15 protein-coding genes and 3 pseudogenes are annotated in these 22,585 nt (G+C 44.2%); 9 read left to right on the top strand and 9 right to left on the bottom strand.

Going from position 1 to position 22,585, the window contains the following annotated elements; all coding sequences use genetic code 11:
* Nucleotides 1–59: 59 nt before the first annotated feature.
* The 7 genes and pseudogenes from BLW34_RS17030 to BLW34_RS11265 form a co-directional block, all read left to right on the top strand.
* A pseudogene (locus tag BLW34_RS17030) lies at nucleotides 60–497 on the top strand (IS630 family transposase); the annotation flags it as partial.
* A gap of 21 nt (nucleotides 498–518) precedes the next feature.
* Nucleotides 519–679, top strand: a pseudogene (locus BLW34_RS17435) (IS630 family transposase); the annotation flags it as partial.
* A gap of 1,368 nt (nucleotides 680–2,047) precedes the next feature.
* Nucleotides 2,048–3,520: a complex I subunit 4 family protein gene (locus BLW34_RS11285; RefSeq protein WP_090539776.1), complete on the top strand. Its 1,473-nt coding sequence runs from the start codon at nucleotides 2,048–2,050 to the stop codon at nucleotides 3,518–3,520.
* A gap of 8 nt (nucleotides 3,521–3,528) precedes the next feature.
* Complete coding sequence (locus BLW34_RS11280) at nucleotides 3,529–6,810, top strand: DUF2309 domain-containing protein (RefSeq protein WP_090579579.1); 3,282 nt, start codon at nucleotides 3,529–3,531, stop codon at nucleotides 6,808–6,810.
* A 4-nt stretch (nucleotides 6,811–6,814) separates the two neighbouring features.
* On the top strand, nucleotides 6,815–8,386 hold the full coding sequence (locus tag BLW34_RS11275) for a proton-conducting transporter transmembrane domain-containing protein (RefSeq protein ID WP_090579576.1): 1,572 nt from the start codon (nucleotides 6,815–6,817) through the stop codon (nucleotides 8,384–8,386).
* A 4-nt stretch (nucleotides 8,387–8,390) separates the two neighbouring features.
* Nucleotides 8,391–9,989 carry a complex I subunit 4 family protein gene (locus BLW34_RS11270; RefSeq protein WP_256203762.1) on the top strand — a complete coding sequence of 533 codons (1,599 nt, stop codon included), beginning with the start codon at nucleotides 8,391–8,393 and terminating at the stop codon, nucleotides 9,987–9,989.
* Nucleotides 9,982–11,487, top strand: a complete 1,506-nt coding sequence (locus tag BLW34_RS11265) for a complex I subunit 4 family protein (RefSeq protein WP_090579571.1) — start codon at nucleotides 9,982–9,984, stop codon at nucleotides 11,485–11,487. Before BLW34_RS11270 ends, BLW34_RS11265 begins: the two co-directional genes overlap by 8 nt.
* Nucleotides 11,488–11,720: 233 nt before the next feature.
* Here the strand turns inward: BLW34_RS11265 and BLW34_RS11260 are convergent, their stop codons facing one another.
* Entirely contained in the window at nucleotides 11,721–13,523 is a 1,803-nt protein-coding gene (locus BLW34_RS11260; protein ID WP_090579568.1) for an ABCB family ABC transporter ATP-binding protein/permease, read from the bottom strand.
* 52 nt (nucleotides 13,524–13,575) lie between these two features.
* Between BLW34_RS11260 and BLW34_RS11255 the strand changes: the two genes are divergently transcribed.
* Nucleotides 13,576–13,986 carry a hypothetical protein gene (locus tag BLW34_RS11255; RefSeq protein ID WP_090579566.1) on the top strand — a complete coding sequence of 137 codons (411 nt, stop codon included), beginning with the start codon at nucleotides 13,576–13,578 and terminating at the stop codon, nucleotides 13,984–13,986.
* Nucleotides 13,987–14,045: 59 nt separating this feature from the next.
* Here the strand turns inward: BLW34_RS11255 and BLW34_RS11250 are convergent, their stop codons facing one another.
* The 5 genes from BLW34_RS11250 to BLW34_RS11230 form a co-directional block, all read right to left on the bottom strand.
* Nucleotides 14,046–14,348 (bottom strand): hypothetical protein, encoded by a 303-nt coding sequence (locus BLW34_RS11250; protein WP_090579563.1) that lies wholly within the window; start codon nucleotides 14,346–14,348, stop codon nucleotides 14,046–14,048.
* Between the two features lie 41 nt (nucleotides 14,349–14,389).
* On the bottom strand, nucleotides 14,390–16,717 hold the full coding sequence (locus tag BLW34_RS11245) for a nitric oxide reductase activation protein NorD (protein WP_090579560.1): 2,328 nt from the start codon (nucleotides 16,715–16,717) through the stop codon (nucleotides 14,390–14,392).
* 45 nt (nucleotides 16,718–16,762) lie between these two features.
* A complete protein-coding gene (locus BLW34_RS11240) occupies nucleotides 16,763–17,566 on the bottom strand; it encodes a CbbQ/NirQ/NorQ/GpvN family protein (RefSeq protein WP_090539760.1) in 804 nt (267 codons plus the stop codon).
* A gap of 121 nt (nucleotides 17,567–17,687) precedes the next feature.
* Nucleotides 17,688–18,044 carry a ribulose bisphosphate carboxylase small subunit gene (locus BLW34_RS11235; protein WP_090579556.1) on the bottom strand — a complete coding sequence of 119 codons (357 nt, stop codon included), beginning with the start codon at nucleotides 18,042–18,044 and terminating at the stop codon, nucleotides 17,688–17,690.
* A 69-nt stretch (nucleotides 18,045–18,113) separates the two neighbouring features.
* Nucleotides 18,114–19,535 carry a form I ribulose bisphosphate carboxylase large subunit gene (locus BLW34_RS11230; protein WP_090539756.1) on the bottom strand — a complete coding sequence of 474 codons (1,422 nt, stop codon included), beginning with the start codon at nucleotides 19,533–19,535 and terminating at the stop codon, nucleotides 18,114–18,116.
* A gap of 195 nt (nucleotides 19,536–19,730) precedes the next feature.
* On the opposite strand from BLW34_RS11230, the gene BLW34_RS11225 reads away from it, so the two are divergent.
* On the top strand, nucleotides 19,731–20,633 hold the full coding sequence (locus BLW34_RS11225; RefSeq protein WP_090579553.1) for a LysR family transcriptional regulator: 903 nt from the start codon (nucleotides 19,731–19,733) through the stop codon (nucleotides 20,631–20,633).
* Between the two features lie 18 nt (nucleotides 20,634–20,651).
* On the opposite strand, the gene BLW34_RS11220 is transcribed toward BLW34_RS11225, so the two are convergent.
* The 3 genes and pseudogenes from BLW34_RS11220 to BLW34_RS15680 all read right to left on the bottom strand — a co-directional run.
* A complete protein-coding gene (locus BLW34_RS11220; protein WP_090579550.1) occupies nucleotides 20,652–21,284 on the bottom strand; it encodes an alpha/beta hydrolase in 633 nt (210 codons plus the stop codon).
* 35 nt (nucleotides 21,285–21,319) lie between these two features.
* On the bottom strand, nucleotides 21,320–21,628 hold the full coding sequence (locus tag BLW34_RS11215; RefSeq protein WP_090579548.1) for a (2Fe-2S) ferredoxin domain-containing protein: 309 nt from the start codon (nucleotides 21,626–21,628) through the stop codon (nucleotides 21,320–21,322).
* Between the two features lie 860 nt (nucleotides 21,629–22,488).
* A pseudogene (locus BLW34_RS15680) lies at nucleotides 22,489–22,585 on the bottom strand (IS5/IS1182 family transposase); the annotation flags it as partial.

Genomic DNA, 22,585 nt, shown 5'->3' with positions numbered 1-22,585 from the left:
GAGGGGTGCCAGAAATGGCGCCCCTTTTTCTTACTTATGCCCCTTTTAAGGGGCTAATTCTTTTACGCGCAGGCAAGAGCACCGTCTGGCGTATTCTCGATGAGAACGAAATCAAGCCCCACAAGATTCGCTACTGCCTGGAAAAACGGGATCCGGATTTTGACCGCAAGATGCAGGAAGCCCTGCTGGTTTACCAGGACGTTTCGATCTATCGCGAAGGCGCGGTTCATGACAGACAGCCTGAACTCATCTATACCGTCAGAGTCGATGAAAAACCTGGTGTTCAAGCCATCGGACTAACCACATTCGACCTGCCACCCATTCCCGGAAAACATTCAGCCGTTGGGCGCGACTATGAATATATTTGACATGGTACTGTGTCGATACTGGCCGGAATTGATCTGCATTCGGGGCATATCTTTGCCAATGTGGAAAACCATCATCGTAGCGCGGAGTTCATCGCGTTGCTCAAGCAACTCGATGAACACTACCCGCCCAGAGCGCTTCGAGTATGTCCATGCCCCAAGCATGGTTCTTGGCTCAACCTGATCGAGTACGCTTCTCGAAGATGGCCAGAACCTTTCTGCGCCACATCCGCGTAAGCTCCATTGATGAGCTAAAGACACGAATTTTGAAGGGCATTGACGAGATTAACGCTTCACCCGTCGTGTTCCGTTGAAATAAGTTCAACCTCGGCGTAGTTTAATGTATAACCGTATTGACGGAACGCACTACTAGTGGATCGTTCCAGTAAAACCATTACCGTTCGCAGTGAGCTTGTCGAACCGCTAAGCAACTGACATCGGCCCTTCACAGGCTCAGGCCGAACGGCGTTTTTTGTAACCGTTATGCTGGAACGGTCTACTAGTATCTTCTATACAGCGCGTAGTCTCTAAAAACTGTTTAGCAGATTCTTCTTCATTCCTGTCTAACTTAATTTCCAAGTTGTTTCCAGCTTAATAAGTAAAGAATACTAGCAGTAGCAACGACATATTCAAATTTCAAAATAATAATTTAATCATAATTATATGAAAAATTTTATATCAAAATTTTCACAAAATTTTCACGAAATTCACATTATTATTACTTTTTTTTCACAAAATATTCACTAAATTCACATAATTTTTACAATATCTTCACGAATTATTCACAAACATTGTGCTAAATTATTTTCATAAAAATATAAAACAAATTATTTTTATATTTAGAAGTACAAAAATGGTACTGATGACATCGCGCTAGATTATTACATTGTTAGCTATTTAATGTTTATATAACCTATTGATTGTATTTCAGTAATTTATATTTTATTTGAGGCTTGCCTTAGTAATAACGATTTGGCTGCTGATAATGATCATGTCAGTGGCGAATCGCGGAAGTTTTATGTTGTCTCTGCACTTTGCGTTTTGCGAGCTCTGAGCGAGTAAGTGAATAACTGTAGCTGTGTCAGCAGCGTTCTATAGTTGTTCCGTTTATTTGTTTACGGATTCTCTAACGAATTACTATCAGTCTTACCAGGATTATTGTTTAAGTCGTTCATGAGATTGTTATGATTTGAAAGAAGAGGATTGGTGTTTAGAAAGTAATGATTGCTGTTGATCGAAGTGAAGCTGTCAGAAAGATACTAAGAAAAGCGAAAGGATATTGTTAGTTTATATAGTTATGCACATGCATTAATTGCTAGTGAGTGATTTGTTACAAATTAAACAGGAAGCTGATGGTGATATTTTGAGATATCGGTCAATTCTTTTCTGTGGTGGGTTTGATATAGAGTGATCAGGATAATAACGCAGAAATGAATACTCATGTTGCCTAAAAATGGAATGTAGTCTTCCTTGTTACAGGGGGCAGCTCAACCATAGATTTGAAACACTTCATTCATGTTGGATGATTCAGAAAAAAGGTAATCAACCTCCAGAATGAATTCTCCATGCTCTTCATTTGTCTTTGCTAGCTGGTTAGCAGAAAAAAACGACAGCTCAATTAACTATCAGGTAGTTACTAGTAATTTTTACTAAATCAAATTATTTAAAACAGAGTTATCAGGATGGGAATACTTAGCATATTACTTTTCACGCCCGCTGTCGGAATGGTTGTGTTGGCATTGATATCTCGTCACAAAACTAACCAGCTCCGCTCTATAGCGAATTTATTTGCCGCACTTGCATTCTTCCTGAGTTGTTGGCTAATCGTTATCTATAATCAAGACGATGGAGCATTACAGCTAGCCGAGCAATTCATGCTGAATCCAAAACTTGGAACCTCATTTGCATTAGGTATTGATGGTTTGTCATTACCGATGGTGGTGATGGCTACCTTGTTGACCAGCGTGGCTTTGCTTGCTTCTCTTAGTATCACATCTAACGTCAAGAGCTATTACATAAGTATCCTGATGCTGGAGCTAGGTATGCTTGGCGTTTTCATGGCTCAGGATTGGTCTCTCTATTATATTTTCTGGGAATTGACCTTGGCGCCATTGTTTTTGCTTATTGGTCGATGGGGCGGTGTTCGCCGGCATATGGCTAGCCTGAATTTTGTGCTTTATACGATGGGTGGCTCAATTTTTATGCTTATTAGTCTGCTTGCAATAAGTCAATATATGCCGGAGCACGGGGGCACACTCATGTCTTCCATGAGTGTGGCTGCTCAAAGTATGCCCAGAAATGAACAGATCTTGGTGATGATCGGTTTTCTGATTGGCTTCGGGGTGAAAATGCCCATCTTTCCTCTTCATGGTTGGCTGCCACTTGCCCATGTTGAAGCGCCAAGCCCTATCAGTATTTTAATGTCTGGCATCTTGCTGAAAATGGGGGCTTATGGGCTCATCAGAGTTATAGTCATGCTGCCGGAGGCTACGGAGGCTCTACAAGTAATACTCGTTGCGCTAGCATTAATCGGGATGATTTATGGCGGATTATTAGCATGGCGACAAACTGACCTGAAAGCAATGGTGGCCTATTCATCAGTCAGCCATATGGGAGTTGTTCTGTTAGGTATTGCAACGTTGGATGAAGCTGGATTGACTGGCGCAGTTATGCAGATGACTGCTCATGGATTGGTAGCTGGAGCAATGTTTCTGCTAGTGGGATTACTTTATGAGCGAACCCATACCCGCAACATTATGGATTACAGCTCATTGGTCCAGGTCATGCCACGTTTTGCTTTATTCATGACGATAACTTTCTTTGCTGCAATGAGTTTGCCAGGATCAGTGGGTTTTATTGCAGAACTGCATACTTACGTAGGGGGGTTTCAGCAATGGGGTAATTTAATGATCTTTCTAGGTCTGAGCATTATTATTAGCTCGGCTTACGCTATGCGCACTATTGGTATGCTGTTTACTGGCCCCGTCAAATCTCATATGCGTGAGATAGAAGATTTGAGGATGCCCGAGTTACTGGCGTCTAGCGTACTTGTAATAGGAATTGTGTTATTTGGCCTGTGGCCATCACCGCTGATAGATCTGTCAGCATCCACCATGAATTTGATGAACGATATTATCAGCCAGCGTATTAAATAGGACTACTCATGCAAGCAAAACCTGAATTTAATGATAAGCGCGAACAAATTACTGTAATTCTCAATCATCTGGATCACGTCCTTCCTGGGCAGGCTCCAATTCTTGATTTTGTTCATCACAATACATTGCATGGCTATCAGCACTTGCCATTTGAAGAGGCACTTGCTGAGTCAGAGAAAGCGACAGGTATTAAAGGGTATCTTCCTGAAGAGCAAAGCCGGAATTTCTATTGGCAAGGGCGTATAAACGATCAGGATATATCTGCAGTCCTTGCGCTTGATCCAAAATTGCGCGCTGAAGAGATTGTTTATCAATCAGATGACTTAACAGTCTGTCGGAAGGATATCTACCGAATTGCCTTATTACATGATTTGCGGGCCATTACTGTCAATCAATTAAATTGGCAAATAGAAGAGATGGGCGCTTTAAATGTCGTGCAGGCGGATGTGGCTGAACTAACCCGCCGACGTTTAATTGGATCAGAGAAAGATCAAGGACTGGTTGTCAAGCAGCTATGGGAGAGCATTCTAAGTCAATTAGGGTTGGAACAAATTGATTTACATCCAGAGAATATGCTTGATTTATCGGTAGAGCAGGCAAAGAGCTGGCTTGAAAAAATTTCTCATGGCCATATGGGAGGCAATGAAACGTTAATACATCAAAAAGTGAGACTGGAAGCTACTGCCAAGCTTAATGAAATGCTGTCACAAATTGGCGAGAGTATCACTTTGCGAGGCTTCGTCATGGCGCTGAGCGGTATCGATATACTGTATTCTGTCCGATCTCAACTGATACGAATATGTGCTTCTGCTTTAGATGAAGGAATGGCCGCTTGGCAATTACCTGAGCGCAGTAAATTGGGTTTGTATGGTGCATGGAGAGCTGCATCTATGTACGATCTCAATCCTTTCCTGCATGAATTGCCTGACTGGCAGCAGATCATAGCTGCTATGCCAGAGGATGCTATCGATTGCATCATTCAGCAGCTATCTTATTTAGAAATTCCTCAGAACAAATGGGAAGGGTATTTGCGTTGTCTTACTCTTGAACTACCTGGCTGGTCTGGCCTTATTAACTGGCGGCAGCATCATCCGAATTATCAAACGCCAAATGATGCAGCACCAAAATTGATTGATTATCTAGCTATTAGACTAACTTTGGATAGGCTTTGGCTAAAACAGGCTTGCAGTGATACCTGGAGCATAGAAGCAAAATTAGGATCCATAAAATATTACTTCAATAAGAATCTATCTGAATTCATGGTGCGCAGGCTATTTTACTTGGGTGAACTTCCGGAGTATTTAACGCATCAGGTTAAGACACTTCTGTCACGTGTTGTATCTGAGCGTCACGAGCAAACGGAGTGGCAGCAGCTTGCTGATTTGATGTGGACTTGGCAGTACAGTCCAATGTCAAAAAGCGATGTTGATCATAAGGCTTTTGATAGTGGCTGGCGCCTGTTTCGTTTATGTCAGCACTTGGGATTGAATGCTAAGCAGATACAAAGCATGCAGAAGGATAACCTGCTTGGTATGCTGTCGCTTCTTGATGAATTTGATGCCACTGAGCGCTGCAAAGTCTGGCTTTATGCCTATGAGCGTCATTATCGTGAAGATTTTTTTCATGCGGTTCATGTTAATCATGAGCGTGGGCGCTGGGCAAAGCGTAATACACGCCCAGCTTCGCAGCTCATATTTTGTATTGATGAACGGGAAGAAAGCTTCCGTCGCCATTTGGAGGAACACAATCCTGCAATAGAAACATTGGGAGCAGCTGGTTTTTTTGGTGTTCCAATGAACTATAAAGGAATGGGCGATACTAAGGTGACGCCATTGTGCCCAGTAGTGATAACACCTGCTCATGAAGTACAGGAGATACCTAGGCCAGACAACGAGCAGGCGCTGGTAAATCATAATCGAGGTCGAAAATTAGCTAATTGGATAACCGGCTGGTTACATCAGGGACTGCGTCGTAACCTTTTACAATCGAAGCTCGTTATTGATGCAATTGCACCAGTTATGTTAGCTGGTTTATTGATGAAAACAGTTTCCCCAAAAACTCAATACGATTTAATAACAAGAATAAAAAAAGCTACTTTACCTGATGTTAAAACGAAATTAGAGCATACCTCCACCGATACCGTAACAACTGCAACGCCGGCAAAGCCTAAGCTAGGTTTTACCGATAACGAACAGGCTGATCGGGTAGCTGCTTTTCTGCGCAATAGTGGTTTAACTTATGGATTTGCAGAGCTTGTCATCTTGGTGGGACATGGTTCTATCAGTCAGAATAACCCGCATCTTGCAGCTTATGACTGCGGCGCGTGTAGTGGCAGGCATGGCGGACCCAATGCACGATTGTTCGCTGCCATGGCAAATCGCCCTGAAATTCGTAGATTAGTGGCTGAACGGGGTATTGATATCCCTCAAGATACGTGGTTCATCGGTACTGAGCATAATACCTGCAATGAAGAAATCATCTGGTATGACCTTGAAGATGTACCAGCAGAGCGGTTAACTGCCTTAGAAAAATTGCAGCAGGATTTGTGGCACGCAAGGCATATGTCCGCTCATGAGCGCTGCCGTAGGCTTGCCTCTGCCCCACGCAATCCAACCTTAGAGCAGGCGCTGGCCCATATAGAAGAGCGCGCCCGGGACTTTTCACAAGCGCGCCCTGAGCTAGGTCATGCAACTAATGCCTCAGCAGTTATTGGACGGCGTTCAGTCACACAAGGTGCTTTTTTTGACCGCCGTGCATTCCTTGTTTCTTATGATCCGACCCAAGACCCTGAAGGAAAAATTCTGGAGGGGATTTTACTGGCAGTGGGTCCGGTGGGAGCAGGGATTAATCTTGAATATTATTTTTCTACTGTCGACAATGAGCGTTTTGGGTGCAGTACCAAGGTTCCCCATAATGTAGTAGGTGCTTTTGCCGTGATGGAAGGAACGAGCAGTGATTTGCGCACGGGCTTGCCAAGGCAAATGATTGAGATTCATGAGCCAATGCGTTTGCTCAATTTGATTGAGGCTAAAAAAGAGATTGTTGAGCAGATCTATGGTCGCCAGGAAGCCATCCGTGAGTTGGTGGGTGGTGGCTGGATATTGGTGGCTACAAAAGATCCTGATACAGGGGAAATATTCTTTTTTGAGAGTGGAAAAGGGTTTGTTCAATGGCACCCGCGTGATGGCGTGCGGTTACCTGTCTTTGAAAAATCACCGGCATGCTATAGAGATCATTCTTTACCCGTTCCACCTGCATTGATTAAACAACCCGAATTTCAGGAGGTATAGAACAATGGAGTTTTTGATTGTCCTAGTTCCTTTGTTTCCTTTGTTGGCAGCATTCTTTATTGGTATAGGTAATTTACTAGGTCAGATCGAGGGCGAGGCCAGCGAAGCGATGACATCCAATGTTGCAACTGGAGCGATCACTTTGTCATCGATTCTCGCCTTGATATTACTAGGAGCAGATTTATTTGGTAAGAATGCAGCTACCTACACGATAGGGCAATGGTTGGATAGCGATAACTTAAGAATTCAAGCAGTCTTTATTACTACTGGTTTTAATAGCGTCATAATGGCGCTGTTTGCAATGCTGTTGTTCATTGTGACACGTTTCTCAGTCAACTATATGCATCGGGAAACAGGATTTCATCGCTACTTTTTTATTCTGAGCTTGTTCTCAGCAGCGATGTTGTTATTGGTCTCAGCAGGAAGCGCAGTCGGAACCTTTGTAGGGTGGGAAATCGCTGGGTTATGTTCTTATCTGTTGATTGGTTATGCTTATGATCGACAGATTCCAACTGTGAATGCGACGCGTGTTTACATCACTAACCGTATTGGTGATGCCGGTTTTGTTTTAGGAATAGGTTTGAGTTATTTCTATGCCGGAACAATCAATTGGGGGGAACTGAACGTCATGATTGAACACTTAACAATGCCTACAGTTACTGTGATTGCGTTGTGTTTTGCAATCGCTGCATTTGTTAAATCGGCGCAATTACCGTTCTCACCATGGCTCGCTCGAGCAATGGAAGGACCCACCCCCTCAAGCGCTATTTTCTATGGCTCGGTGATGATACATGCCGGTGTGTTTTTGGTCATTATGCTGCAGCCCCTTTTCGAGCGGGCTCCTTTTATCATGATTCTGCTAGCGGTTGCGGGGTTTGTCACTGCTGTTTATAGCTTTATTGTTGGGTTAACCCAGACTGATGTCAAAAGTTCATTGAGTTTCGCCATCTCTGGACAGTTGGGTTTAATGTTTCTGGAATGTGGTCTAGGATTATGGGACTTGGCAGCGTGGCATCTTTGTGCTCATGCCATCGTACGTTGTTATCAGGTATTAACTGCACCATCATTCATGCACAATGTAATCGGAAATCCAATCAAACCAGTTAGCCATAATCTAAAAAATTCATACTGGTTATATATTGCGTCAATTCAACGTTTTTGGCTGGACCCGATAACCGATCGAGTCCTTGCAAGACCCATACGGGGAATCGGGCAAGATCTTGATTATCTAGATAGCTATGTTGTTGATCGTGCTATGGGCGATCCAGTCGTGTTTTCTCGTTCAATATCAACGCTGACCCAATTGGAGCAGAAAGTAAGGGCAGCTGAGCGCCACGATCATGGCCATAATCAGTTTGGGCGCGGCAATGGAGTGGCTGGAAAGTTGATGGAATGGATAGGTAATATCTTTGGATGGTTTGAAGAGCGCTTGGTAATACAGGCTATAGGTATAAACATCGTTGATTTAGGTCGTAAGTTAGGGCAAGCCGCAAATACTTTTGAGGAGTTGATGTTGAAGCCGCGTTATCTAGTCTTGTTTGTATTCGTTGTTTTGCTGATTGCTGCTACACGATGAGGGAATGATGAATACCGCAAACATTATTTTTTGGTCAGAAGTAACGACATTTCCGTTGTTGACGACGCTGACGATAGTTCCACTTGCCACGGTGATCGCTGTATTGCTTTCACCGTCTTCAGTGATTGCATTGCGCCTTGGTTTAGCTAGTGCAGTAGCGACTGCATTGCTTAGCATCTATATGGTTTCTATTTTTGATTCTGGTCACAAGGGTATTCAATTATTCGAACATGTGGAGAATATTAATTTTACCTATAGTGTAGGTCTTGATGGCGCCAATATTTTATTTGTGCTACTTACCGCTATTTTGTCTTTTTTAGCGCTCGTTTATTTATTAACTACGCGACGATCCAGAGACAAAATTCAGGTTGCCTGCATACTAGGTTATGAGGGTATTCTGATAGGGGCATTTGTGGCAATGAACGCCATGCAATTCTGGTTTTGGTGCCTTCTGGAGCTGGTTCCCATCGTGTTGATAACGATACGCGCCGGATCAGGGCAAAAAAGACGCTGGGTTGTAGGGTTGCTACTCCAGCATTGGGGAAGTGGTTTACTCATGACTTTTACGGGGTTCATGCTGCTTGCCTTCGGTGTAATGGGATCAGGAGACACATTAACTTTTGAATGGCTGGTATTAATTGAAAATAAAAATGTCCTGGAATACAGCACTTTGATTTTCTTCCTTTTGTTTTTTGGTTTTGCCATTCGCATGCCATTATTTCCATTTCATGGGTGGCTACCAGTTTTAGCAGAACATGGATCTGTAGCCAGCGCGACAATTTTTATAGTGGGTTTGAAATTGGGTATTTATGCAGTTATCCGTTTCATTTTACCCATTCTTCCGGATGTGGCCCAGCAGTGGAGCTGGTTCGTATTAACGCTTGGGCTGATTGGCATCTTTTATGGGGTAGTACTGGCGCTAATGCAAATCAATATACGCCGCTTGCTTGCTTTCTCGGTTATAGGTCATACCGGAATGTTGATTATAGGTGTTTTCGATTTTAATCTTTATGGATTGGAATCGAGTATTTTGCTTTCTACAGGTTTCGGCCTGGCAGCAGCAGGCATCGCACTCAGTATCGGTATGATTTACAAGAGAACACATACCGCCTATATTCCACGACTTGGGGGAATGTTTGAAACGAGTGCGGCTTTAGCATTCTTATTCGTTATTAGCGCGCTAAGCACTATGGGGATGCCTGGTACTCCAGGTTTTGATGGTGTCCATTTATTGATAGATGGCACGATCAAGAATCATGGCTGGATTCTCTCAATTGCGATACTGATTGGTAATGTGCTCACCGCGGCGCTGTTGCTGCGCGCCTTTCAGCAGATTTTTATCGCTACACCTAAACGATTGCAGCCACCTTATACTTATTCTGCTCTCCCTGGTTCAGCCGGTCCTTCTCCCAGAAATGAAAGAGTCATTGCAGTTGTAGTTTGCTCATTGCTTGTTGGTATTGGTTTTTATACGACACCTTGGTTGCAAATGATCGACCAGAATGTTAGCGCTATAAGTAAGCTACACCCTGTCAAATATAACAATAAACACGCAGAGTTAATGATAGTCCCAAACCATAACAAGGATAATAAGCATGAGTGAAGTTAATTTTCCACTGTTAAGTTTCATTATTCTTTTGCCGTTACTGGGCGCGATCGTAACGGGAATGTCGCGCACTGCGGCCGCTGCCAAAGTATCAGCATTAACATTCGCTGGCCTGGAATTACTATTAACGCTTTTTGTAGTCCAGTTATTCGATTCTTCTATAGGCGATTTCCAGCTAGTTGAAAAATTTGACTGGATACCCTTCTTGAATGTTGAGTACCTGGTTGGTGTCGATGGTATTTCGGTGTTATTTCTGCCATTGTCAGCATTGCTGACAACGATTGCAATTCTTGCTTCATGGAATTCAATCAATCACAATCCACGCTTCCATTTTTCCCTTTTGCTGGCGCTCCAGGGAGTAACGGTAGGGGTATTTAGTGCGCTGGATATGATGCTGTTCTTTTTATTCTGGGAGCTAACCTTACCTCCACTATTCTTTTTAATCGGTTTATGGGGGATTGGTTCCCAACGACGCGGTGCAGCAATAAAATATACCTTGTTTATGATAGCTGGAGGCGGACCATTATTGCTTGCTATTATCATCCTGGCGGTGGATCATGCGACGCAAATGGGAGGAAGTATTCCCCAAGATTTGACTTTTAGTTTGCCGGTATTGCTACAGACAACGCTCCCGGCTGATAAGCAGACACTTGTTTTCCTGTTATTGTTATTTGGTTTTGCTTTCAAGGCGCCGCTTGTTCCACTTCATACCTGGTTGCCTACCGCTGCGATGGAAGGTCCGACTCATATCGTAGCGATCCTGACAGGGTTAAAACTGGGTGTTTATGGTATCCTCCGCTTCGCTATGCCACTGGCGCCTGCGGCCGCCGTTGAATTTAGCTGGATATTGAGCGTCTTTGGTGCAGCTACACTTATTTATGGCGCGCTGATTGCGTTACAACAGACAAACTTGCGTCGCTTGCTGGCTTATGCGAGCGTCAGCCATGTTGGCCTAGTGGTCGTGGGGATTGCTTCCCTGAATATGCAAGGAGTTCAGGGGGCAATCTTCCAGTTGCTTAATTTTACATTGGTTGCAAGTTCGCTGATGCTGATTGCCGGGTTTATCCAGCATCGACTGGGTAGCACTGATACGATTCATCTGGGCGGAGTGGCCAAGGTGATGCCAAAATTAACTTGTTTTTATTTTTTATTTGCCCTGGCAAGTTTTGGCGTACCTGGAACCAGTGGTTTTCCAGCAGAATTGCTGTTGATCGTGGGTGCTTTGACTTCCCATGGTTTTTTTGGGACAGCAGCGTTGGCCGGTGCGATTCTTGGGGCTGCTTATATGCTTTCTTTTACTCGCAATGCATTCTTTGGTCCAATTATTCATACCACGGTAAACCAGGTACAAGATCTGCGGCCGCGCGAATTAGTTTTATTATGTGCACCAGCTTTATTGATCTTATTATTTGGTTTTTTCCCTAATAGCATACTTAATATCAATCAAGTAGCTTCAGAGGCATGGTTGGCAAGGTTAGCTTTGCAAGTTCCCTAGTATTAGATTTCTGGAAATCGTAATTGTACGAACAGGGCGCGCGCGTGCGGAGATCTAGATGCGGCAAGGCTAAAAGGTGATTATTGATATCTTGATAACCGACCTCCTCCTGCGATATCGATATGAAGTAACACTGTATTCGCCCACGGGGCATTGCATAATGTGTCCCGTGGCAACTCATCGTTTGTTTAGCTTTTCAATCAAGTGATCGCTGTGATTTCTGGAATCACATCTTACTGAAAATCAATGACAGTTTGAGTCTGTTCTTCCTGTTGTTGAAGCTCCCACATATGCGCATAAATACCATTTAGAGCAAGAAGTTGTTGGTGGTTTCCTTGTTCTACGATGCGGCCTTTGTCCATTACTAAGATCTGATCAGCATCGATGATGGTGGAAAGACGATGCGCAATGACAAGCGTAGTACGATCCTTGGCTAATTGTTTCAATTCTCTTTGTATATTTTTCTCTGTTTTTGAGTCTAGAGCAGATGTAGCTTCGTCAAAAATAAGGATTGTTGTTTTTTTAAGAATTGCACGTGCAATGGCGATACGCTGTTTCTCGCCACCAGAGAGTTTAAGGCCTCGCTCTCCCACCTGTGCTTGGTATTTGTCAGGCAGGCTTTCAATAAAGTCATGAATATGCGCTGACTTGGCCGCGGCAAGGATTTCTTCATGTGTAGCATTAGGCCGCCCATAGGCAATGTTGTAATAGATGCTTTCGTTAAACAATACGGTATCCTGAGGCACAATACCAATCAACGCTCTGAGGCTTTCTTGCGTTACCTCGCGGATATCATGATCATTGATGAGTATCTTGCCGTCAGTGACATCGTAAAAGCGGAAAAGTAAGCGTGCTAGCGTCGATTTTCCTGAACCACTATGTCCCACCACTGCAATGGTGTTTCCAGCAGGAATACTGAAACTGACGCTAAATAAGATTTGGCGATTAGTTTCGTAGTTAAAGTTTACATTTTCGAATGTAACGGTAGCACTATCTGCCATGAGTTTAATGGCAGCTGGTTGATCTCTTATTTCCTGATTTTCATCGAGTAAACTAAACAATTTTTCCATGTCTGCCAATGAATGTTTGATTTCACGATAAACAAAGCCCAGGAAATGTAAAGGCATATAGAGTTGTAACAGGAAAGCGTTAACCAGTACCAGATCGCCCAATGACATTTCTCCTGTGACGACCTTGTCTGCTGCCAGTAGCATCAGCAAGGTGACGCCGATAGCAATAATGGCGCTTTGGCCAATGTTAAGCGTAGCCAGGGAGGTTTGATTGCGAACGGCCGCTTTTTCCCACTGTTGCAGATGTTCATCATATCGCCGTGTTTCCCATGCTTCGTTACCGAAATATTTAACTGTTTCATAATTTAATAAACTGTCTATCGCGCGTGTATTGGCTTTTGAGTCCATGTCGTTCATGGTGCGGCGGAAAATCATGCGCCACTCAGTGACGATGAGCGTCAGGGCAATATAGGCAAGCAGCGTGATCAAGGTAATGACAAAAAACCAGATATCGTATCGGCTAATCAGAATCAGCATGACCAATCCGATTTCCAGCAGGGTTGGCAGAATATTGAACAGCATGAAGTTCAGTAAGAATGATATCCCACGCGAACCGCGCTCGATATCCCGTGATACTCCGCCAGTTTGTCTTGCCAGATGAAATCGTAGTGATAATGAGTGCAAATGACCAAAAACCTGGATGGCCACGCGCCGGATTGCGCGTTGTGTGACTTTGGCAAATACCGCGTCGCGAAGCTCACCAAACACGGTGCTGCAGAACCGTAACACACCATAAGCGATCAAGAGAAATGCCGGCAATACCGCCAGGGCTTTCGGCTGATCAAGCGTATCAATAATTTCTTTGAGCACTAAGGGCACACTGACATTGGCAAGTTTAGCCAAGAGCAGTAACATTAAGGCAGCAATGACTCTACCTTTGAATTCCCATAAATAAGGTAAGAGAGAGCGGATTGTTTTCCAATCATTACGGTTGGAGGGCGGTTTATTCAAGCGTGTGGCGCGCATCTGTTGGTGGTTCTTTATAACTTAAGAAATTATATAGAAGGAGAATTTGTAAATGGATATTACCTGTTATCGCGATCCTGAGATCAAGCGGGAATCTCGCAATCTTCCTGCTAATACATATAACTTGGCGTTCCAGTTGCTTGCACGCTGTGCTACTGGGTATTTATTTGTTCCCATCCGGTCCATGCAGTTCCTGGCTATCTTGGATAGGAAGGAATTCGTTTTTATCGATAGTGAACGTAAATGCTGGGTTGACATTGCATGGCAAAATTTTCAACCCCAAGCTCGTACCGAGCTCAGCCAACCGGTCGCGTATGAAGCGGTTTATTATAGAGAGAATCAAATGGATATCATGTTACGGCTTCAGAGGGAGTTTCCGAGCGCACTGCGATTACTCGCCAGCAAGCAGATGCCGAAGACACCTGCTCAAGTAATCAAATTTCCTGCAGTTTATGATCAATAACAAGAAGTTCAATACAAACACACATCCAGTGCTTGTGAAAATTTTGCTTTCACAAGCGCTCAGTCATCTTCATCTAATTCTGCACTCCATCCCTTACTTTTTGCAGTATCGATAGCTTGTGCGTAAAGCCTTGTGTGTCTTTGCTGTAAATCAGAGGGTAGGCGGCTAGGTAAGTGAGCATAAGGCTCCCACGCTTCGTAGACTTTTTCATACAGGTTCTGCATTTGCGAATGATTCCAGCCTGTACACGTTTCTGATTCTGGCAGAATGTCAAAAAGCCAGGCATCGATGACGATGCGTCCAAGATGCGTTAACCCGCCATCCTTATCCTCATTGATTCCTACGTATAGTTGTTCCTTCATTGTACTAATAAAAAGTGTGTAAAGTACTCAATAAACAAATCTTAACGGGTTAGTCCTGCATAAAGTAGCGGTAATTTCTCAGGTAATCTTTCTACATGATCTACTACCATATAATTACGTGTACCAAAAATACGTGAGACATATTGATCTGCGTGTGGGTCCAAGCTCATGCAATAAGTGACTATTCCTGATCGGTCAGCTTCTTCCACCGCCTTTTTAGTATCATAGCGAAGATACTGTGGGTCACGAACATCAATATCAGCCGGCTCTCCATCTGTAATAACCAGTAATAGCTTCTTGCTGGATCGTTGTAATTTCAAATAATGACTGGCATGTCGAATCGCAGCGCCCATGCGTGTCGACAGTTGTCCCGTCATGCCAGCTAGCTTGGCTTTGGGAATTTCATTGTACGGCTGATTGAAATCCTTGTAGCGATAATACTCAACATCATGCCGGCCGTCCGAACAAAACCCATGAATCGCAAAGGGATCTCCGATTTTATTGATGGCATCGGCCAGCAATACGGTTGCTTGGCGAGTTAAATCAAGTACTGAAAACTCCTGACCGGTTACCTTATCGTTGGTGGATTCAGACAAATCGAGCAACACCAGCACCGATATATCCCGTATTTTGCGGACAGAGCGCATCATGATGCGTGGATCAGGTTGCAAGCCCATACGAATATCAATCGTAGACTGGATTGCCGCATTGATATCGATTTCATCGCCATCTTCCAGTTTGCGGATACGTTGCACGCCTTGGGGTTGCATGGCATCAAGCAAAAATTTCATGCGTGAAATTTCACGTCGATATTGTCCAGCTATGCTATCGATCACCTGGATATCACCTAATTTAGCGCGTTTCTCCTGAACGGTAACCCATGTAGGGCGTTCGAGCTGAATTTGATAATCCCACTCTGAGTAATGATAAGGAAGGGAGATAGGCTCTTTACCTTCCAGCTCATTATAGGAAGTGCCACTATCTTCGTAAGGGAAGAATTCTGTTCCCATTACCCAGATTTCTTGGGCATCATCACCAGCCGTTTCAACTTCTACTTCATTGGCCAGCTCCATGACGCTGACGTACTTACGTATTTGTTGGACCTCATCATAGCCAGCAGTCAGTGAGCGTTCGAAATCGAATTCCGCAAATTCCCAGAAATAGCGATTATCATCCAGATAAGGCGCTGTCAGAATGTCAGTTCGGGGGTTGAACGCGATTTTCTTGTCCATGATCTTGTGAGCGAGCTGTACGCCAATCTCCCACGAAATTTGATTATCTTCCAGACGGTCTTGGGCTTGTGCAAATAAAGATCGGCCTTCAACAATCCAGCCATCGTTATCCTCATAAGTCTCATCAAGCAGTGCACGTGCCAGGCGGTTGAGATAATCGCCGATCGTAACGGTCATGTCTGGCGTCGCATCGTGCAAAACTGACCAAATTTGGCGCAAACCTGGGAAACGTCGAATGGAGAGCGCTTCCACTCTTGCATCCTCAATGACCGAGATAACTGCTATTTGCAATGGATTTAAGGCTTCTGCAGAAATGGGGTATCTCGTTTCTACCAAGTGTGCGGCTGCGTGGGCAGCCGCAGCACGGTAAATTTCGCTTGCTGCAATATCGCCATGAGCATCATAGGCATCGGGTAGATGAATAACATAATCTTCAATATAGGGTCGATAACCTTCACGAGTTTCATAGTCTCCTGAGGTGGGTCGCATGAAAAAATCACGTGCCCATAATGCGCGTAAGTAAATGTTGATACGACGCTGGATATCGACAAACAGAGTGCCTTTTCTTTCCTTCTGGAGAACTGCCAGCGATTCCTTAGAGTTTAAGCCGAAATACTTGATCTGTTCTTCATAGTTAGTGCGGTGAGCATGAGCCCCCCATAAGGCCCATCTACGTAAGCCGCCGAGCGTCAGTTGACTCAGTAAAACATCGAGTTTGTCCAGCATCGGGCGGATACCGCGAGGCGCCTGGGCGATGAGCGTGTTGAGGAACTGGAGATAGCTACGAAATAAATCTGCGTCACCGAATCGCTTGGCAGCGGTAGTTGCTGTGGCAAGGATCAGTTCAATGACGGCTCCAGAGGTTTTCGAGGCAAGCATCAAAGCAGTGGTTACTAGATCACTGATGATATCTTCACCTACTTCTTTGGCGATTTGTGGCGCTTCATCAATCCAGGTATCAACCAAAGTGCGACCACGTCCCAGTCCCTGCAGGGCAGATGCGCCTTTCAGGTAATTATCCAATCCCCGAGGTGAGAAAACTCGGGTCGCATCATACCAAGTATTTTCAAGCAATGACATGGATTCGGGTTGCAATGATTCCAGTAATTCTTTGTAGTCAGTCAGATTAACGCTCATACTGTGTCTTGTAAGAATGAGTCAGAAGGAAATAAATTTCTACGCTTAGAAAAAAGTGGCTACTGCTGCATCAAGGGCATCACGCATATCGGGATCATCCGTGATAGGGCGAACAAGGGCCACTCGACAGGCGGCATGAACATCAACCCCTTTGGCAATCAAGTTACCCGCATAGATCAACATGCGAGTAGAGATCCCTTCATCCAATCCATGACCTTTTAAGTTTCGCGCACGTTCCGCGATCGAAACGAGCTTGTCGGTTATCGTTTTATCAATACCGCTTTCGTGTGACACAATCTCGGCTTCGGTATCATGGTCTGGGTAATTGAAATCTAATGCACCAAAGCGCTGTTTAGTGGATTGCTTCAAGTCTTTCATCAGGCTCTGATAACCAGGGTTGTAGGAAATAACAAGTTGGAAATCAGGATGTGCATGGATCAGTTCGCCCTTTTTCTCCAGTGGCAATATTCGACGACTGTCAGTCAAAGGATGAATCACGACAGTGGTGTCTTGTCTTGCCTCTACTACTTCATCTAGATAACAGATCGCACCAAGACGGGCAGCAGTTGTCAATGGCCCATCTTGCCAGCGTGTGCCTTGTGCATCCAGCAGGAATCTTCCCACCAGATCAGAAGCAGTCATATCTTCGTTACAGGCAACTGTAATAAGTGGTTTTTCGAGCTTCCATGCCATGAACTCGACAAAACGGGTTTTACCACAACCGGTTGGTCCTTTCAGCATCATAGGAATCCTGGCCGAGTAGGCTGCTTCATACAGCGCTACTTCATCAGCAACAGGATGGTAATAAGGTTTATTCGTGATTAAGTATTGCTTGATAGCATCGCTCATTTCGTTCTCCAGTGTAAATACGTAAGGCGTAGGTCATATTTTTGGTAATTCAGCGCAAAACAAAACCCCCGTTACTTTATAGCAACGGGGGTAGAATGAACGGATATCCCGTGCCGTGTGATTAAACAGTTTTACCGCGATAAATGACCATTGACGTACCCTGGCTTTGTGCAAAATTATCATAGCCAACTAGGCGAACATGATTGTTCGGGTTCGCTTTATGGCACGCTTCAGCTTCCTTGAGAATTCGATCTACATCTGTTTCACCGAACATAGGCAGTTTCCACATATACCAGTAATTGCTCATCAGATACTCTGGCTCTGTATGTTCGACAGCGGGATTCCAACCTTTGCTAACGATATACGCAACCTGTTTCTTGATTTGCTCCTTACTCATTTCGGGTAAGTAGGAAAAAGTTTCAAATTTCCGACTGGCTGGGTCGCTCAGACGGCTTTTGTAATCAATCATTTCAGACATACTTAATTTTAACTCCTGATAATCGGTAAAAATTTCTCTGAATCTTTGTGATTCAGAGAGATAGGAATATTACTTATGTGCTACGTCCAGCTTATCCACAGTATCAAACTCAAATTTGATCTCTTTCCATGTGTCCATAGCAATTTTGAGTTCAGGGCTATTTTTAGCAGCATCGGTCAGAATGGCTTTGCCTTCTTTCTCGATTTGTACGCCCTGATTGCGTGCTTCTACGCAGGCTTCCAACGCAACACGGTTTGCTGCAGCGCCTGCTGCATTACCCCATGGATGGCCTAATGTTCCGCCGCCAAATTGCAAGCAGGCATCATCACCAAAAATTGCAACCAGTGCGGGCATGTGCCAGACATGAATCCCCCCTGATGCAACTGGAAATACGCCAGGCATCGACCCCCAATCTTGATCAAACATAATGCCGCGGCTACGATCTTCTTTAATATAGCTTTCGCGCATTAGATCAATCCACCCGAGTGTGGCTCCGCGATCACCTTCCAGTTTACCAACCACAGTACCAGAGTGTAAGTGATCACCACCCGACAGACGCAGAATCTTGGCGAGTACTCGGAAGTGAATACCATGATGTGGATTACGATCAATTACGGCATGCATGGCACGATGAATATGCAGCAGAATGCCATTGTCCCGGCACCAGTTAGCCAAGCCTGTGTTAGCACAGAAACCACCCGTAATGTAGTCATGCATGATGATCGGTGCACCAATTTCCTTGGCGTATTCGGCACGTTTATACATTTCTTCTGGAGTCGGTGCAGTCACGTTCAGGTAGTGCCCTTTACGCTCACCGGTTTCACGTTCAGCTTTATGAATGGCTTCCATCACAAAGTCGAAACGTTGGCGCCAACGCATGAAAGGCTGGCTATTAATGTTCTCGTCATCTTTGGTGAGATCCAGACCACCACGCAGACATTCATAAACAGCACGACCATAATTCTTGGCAGACAACCCTAATTTGGGTTTGATGGTGCAGCCTAGCAGAGCGCGACCATATTTATTAAGCATGTCACGTTCTACTTGAATACCATGAGGTGGGCCACCACAAGTTTTTACGTAGGCGATCGGGAAACGCACGTCTTCCAAGCGTAAACCGCGGATAGCCTTGAAACCAAACACATTACCAACTAAGGAAGTGAATACATTGACCACAGAACCTTCTTCGAACAGGTCAATCGGGTAAGCGATAAATGCATAGAAGCAAGTATCATCACCAGGCACATCCTCAATCCGGTAGGCGCGACCTTTATAGTAATCCAGGTCGGTCAGTAGATCAGTCCAAACTGTTGTCCAGGTTCCTGTGGAGGATTCAGCTGCTACTGCCGCAGCAGCTTCTTCACGATCAACACCTGGTTGGGGGGTAATCTTGAAACATGCCAGGATGTCGGTATCCTGGACAGTGTAATTTGGTTCCCAGTAGGTTTGCCGGTATTCTTTAACGCCGGCATTATATGTTTTAACGGCCATTTTACAATCTCCTGTTGTTGAGGATCCTGCTTATACTTTCTCAAGCAGGGTGAAACATGATTAAAAAAGGACTATTTGAAATTCAGTAAGCACTATATACAGAGTTAATCATAAGAACAAATTAATAATTCTGATGGTTATGATAAGGTTTTACTTATATATCAAATAATATTCTTAATCATCTCAGTTTAGTCTATGTTGCATATAACTCTGCGTCAATTGAAAGTGTTTGAATCGGTTGCACGTCACCTCAGTTTTTCTCGGGCTGCCGAGGAGCTTTTTCTGACACAACCTGCTGTTTCGATCCAAATCAAGCAGCTTGAAGATACTGTGGCGCTCCCTTTATTTGAACAAATGGGTAAGCGGATATACCTAACCGAAGCGGGGCAGGAGCTTTATCAGTATAGTCGTGCCATTGCACAACAATTGGCCGATATGGAGCTTGCCCTGGATGAGTTGAAGGGATTGGAGCGGGGCAAATTGAATATTTCAGTGGTCAGTACGGCCAATTATTTTGCCCCTCACTTACTGGCTAAATTTTGTCAGCGCTATCAAGATGTGACCGTCAGCTTGCATGTCTCCAATCGAGAAATTGTACTTAAACAATTGGCGGATAATTTGACTGATTTGGCGATTATGGGGCAGCCACCTGATGGGCTAGATATTGTGTCTGAATCATTTATGGAAAATCCACTGGTCATCATTGCGCCACCTAATCATCCTTTATGTAATATGCGGCAAATTCCTGTGAAACGGCTTGAACAGGAAATTTTCCTCGTGCGCGAACCGGGATCAGGAACGCGTAGCGCCATGGAGCGATTTTTTGCTGAGCAGCAGATCAAAATCAATAGAGGGATGGAGGCGGATACTACCGAAGCCATCAAGCAGGCTGTTCAGGCGGGTATGGGGTTGGGTATCATGTCACTCCATACCATCGAATTGGAACTGGAAACAAACCGACTTAACATTCTGGATGTGCAAGGATTTCCGATCATGCGTCACTGGCATATCGTGCATCGGAAAAATAAGCGTTTTTCTAATGTTGCGAAGACATTCAAAGATTTTTTGCTAAAAGAAGCATCAGGCCTCATGCTCTGAGGAATTGTGGCGGTTGAATCAAGTTTTGCAGGCATTGAGTATCACTTGTTTAAGGATAGCGAGTTTTCCATGAAAGAAATGCTCAGCACCTGGAATGACGGTAATTGGAATTGTTTGCGGTGTGGCCCAGTCAAGAACAGACTGGAGGGAAACAATATCATCCAGGCTGCCGTGCACGATGAAAACACTATCTGCATGATCGACTACCGGAGGGGCTTTCATGCGAGCAACAGAAGGTGCAATGAGCACTAATTTTTCTGGGTTAAGCTGCTGGGCAACATAGGCTTGTATGGCACCGCCGAAGGAAAAGCCAGCGAGTAACAGTGGTAAGTGATCGGATTCAATGTCATATTGATGGCGGATAGATTGAGTGACGGCCAGCACATCATCAATTTCTCCAATGCCTTCTGCATGACTTCCTTCACTCGCACCTACTCCCCTAAAGTTAAATTTTACTGTGAGATAACCAGATTCAAGCAATGCTTTGGAGAGGATATAAACAACCTTATTATCCATGTTCCCTTGGTAAAGCGGATGTGGATGAGCAATGATGGCAATTCCACGTGGTTTGGAAGCTGGAACTAAAACAATCGTTTCAAGCTTGCCAGTTGGACCCTTAACAAATAACTTATGTTCGGTCGGTGCTTTCAAATCTATAAATCCAATGAAAGTTGAAGAAGCAAAGCTTAAATTCTCAGACGTTCAACGACACGTCCGTTGACCAAATGCTCATCAATAATTTCGTCAATGTCTTCCTCATCAACATAGGTGTACCAGATTTCCTCTGGATAGATCACAATGACGGGGCCTTCGTTACAACGATCAAGGCAGCCTGCGTTGTTAATGCGTATTTTCCCCTTGCCACTGAGGTTAAGTGCTTTGATACGGTCTTTCGCATAATCACGCATTGCCTGAGCGTTGTGGTCATTGCAGCAGGCTTCGCCGGCTTTGCGTTGATTGACGCAGAAAAAAACATGTTTCTGATAATAAGTCATTGGGTTACCTCAATTTGATTTCTGTCCATAACCGACTGGATAGTCGGCTCTGCTTGTGATTCAGATCCTAAAGCATTTCGAGTCTGACCTGGTGTGTCTGTCCAGGAAATATTGCTTCATTATCAGCGATCTGTTGTTGGATATCAGGAGTTGCAGCTATCCCAGTAAGGCCTGGCACGAATAATCAGCTCTTTTGCTTGGTTCCAGTTTCCCTCGTTTACGTCGTTGATTATCCGTTCCTTGATTTTCCAGTTATGCAGGCTCAAAAGTAATTGTCCATGTATCAGTAGGCAGATCAAGCTGATCAATTTTTCTCGATTAAAACCCAACAGGTAACTGTATAGGTATAGGGTGCCGAGTATTTATTTTCTGGATCAAAAATCGTGCCTCGGTAGGCATAAACTAGACTAGCCATGAGCCACAGTATTAAATTGCTATGTTAGCAGGATAGTGATAGTTATGGATGACTGAGAGTTTATCGACTTGCTCTACGTGGTCTTGGCTCATTACGGTAATTCGGTGTGATAATGCGAGCGCCTCATTCTGAGTATGGATAACAAATACAAGGGATCCACCTACTTTTTTGAAGGTTTATAAGCGCCATCTGCATTTTTTCGCGTAATCTTGCATCCAGAGCACCTAACGGTTCATCCAACATCCAATAGTAAATTGTGGACGATTGATCAATCTTCTTGCAAGCGCAACACGCTGTTTCTATCTCGCTGGATAGCTTATGAGGAAAGGGATTGACAAAATTGGAGAGGGGGCATCATTCAGTGTTTTCTTGACTCTTGGTTTAATTTCATCGGGTGTCTTGCCAGACATATATATCGATCGCAGTATAATTACTAAGAGTCTGTTTAAAATCTTTGCAGTAACAATGCCAAGAAAGCAAGATGGACGAACTGTAGGCTGGTGTTGAGTTTGCGTTCACAATTTTTCCACAGCCGCCGGCAT

Origin of the sequence: Nitrosomonas sp. Nm58 (genome assembly GCF_900107335.1) — a bacterium.
Lineage (GTDB): Bacteria > Pseudomonadota > Gammaproteobacteria > Burkholderiales > Nitrosomonadaceae > Nitrosomonas.
Note: the sequence above shows the minus strand (reverse complement) of the source record. Positions and strands in the feature narration are given on the sequence as shown.

Bases quoted from the DNA above. Each gene is read 5' to 3' on its own strand.
- BLW34_RS11230 (WP_090539756.1), bottom strand. From the start codon at position 19,535: ATGGCCGTTAAAACATATAATGCCGGCGTTAAAGAATACCGGCAAACC.
- BLW34_RS11235 (WP_090579556.1), bottom strand. From the start codon at position 18,044: ATGTCTGAAATGATTGATTACAAAAGCCGTCTGAGCGACCCAGCCAGT.
- BLW34_RS11250 (WP_090579563.1), bottom strand. From the start codon at position 14,348: ATGAAGGAACAACTATACGTAGGAATCAATGAGGATAAGGATGGCGGG.
- BLW34_RS11260 (WP_090579568.1), bottom strand. From the start codon at position 13,523: ATGCGCGCCACACGCTTGAATAAACCGCCCTCCAACCGTAATGATTGG.
- BLW34_RS11265 (WP_090579571.1), top strand. From the start codon at position 9,982: ATGAGTGAAGTTAATTTTCCACTGTTAAGTTTCATTATTCTTTTGCCG.
- BLW34_RS11215 (WP_090579548.1), bottom strand. From the start codon at position 21,628: ATGACTTATTATCAGAAACATGTTTTTTTCTGCGTCAATCAACGCAAA.
- BLW34_RS11285 (WP_090539776.1), top strand. From the start codon at position 2,048: ATGGGAATACTTAGCATATTACTTTTCACGCCCGCTGTCGGAATGGTT.
- BLW34_RS11275 (WP_090579576.1), top strand. From the start codon at position 6,815: ATGGAGTTTTTGATTGTCCTAGTTCCTTTGTTTCCTTTGTTGGCAGCA.
- BLW34_RS11240 (WP_090539760.1), bottom strand. From the start codon at position 17,566: ATGAGCGATGCTATCAAGCAATACTTAATCACGAATAAACCTTATTAC.
- BLW34_RS11245 (WP_090579560.1), bottom strand. From the start codon at position 16,717: ATGAGCGTTAATCTGACTGACTACAAAGAATTACTGGAATCATTGCAA.
- BLW34_RS11225 (WP_090579553.1), top strand. From the start codon at position 19,731: ATGTTGCATATAACTCTGCGTCAATTGAAAGTGTTTGAATCGGTTGCA.
- BLW34_RS11280 (WP_090579579.1), top strand. From the start codon at position 3,529: ATGCAAGCAAAACCTGAATTTAATGATAAGCGCGAACAAATTACTGTA.
- BLW34_RS11270 (WP_256203762.1), top strand. From the start codon at position 8,391: ATGATGAATACCGCAAACATTATTTTTTGGTCAGAAGTAACGACATTT.
- BLW34_RS11255 (WP_090579566.1), top strand. From the start codon at position 13,576: ATGGATATTACCTGTTATCGCGATCCTGAGATCAAGCGGGAATCTCGC.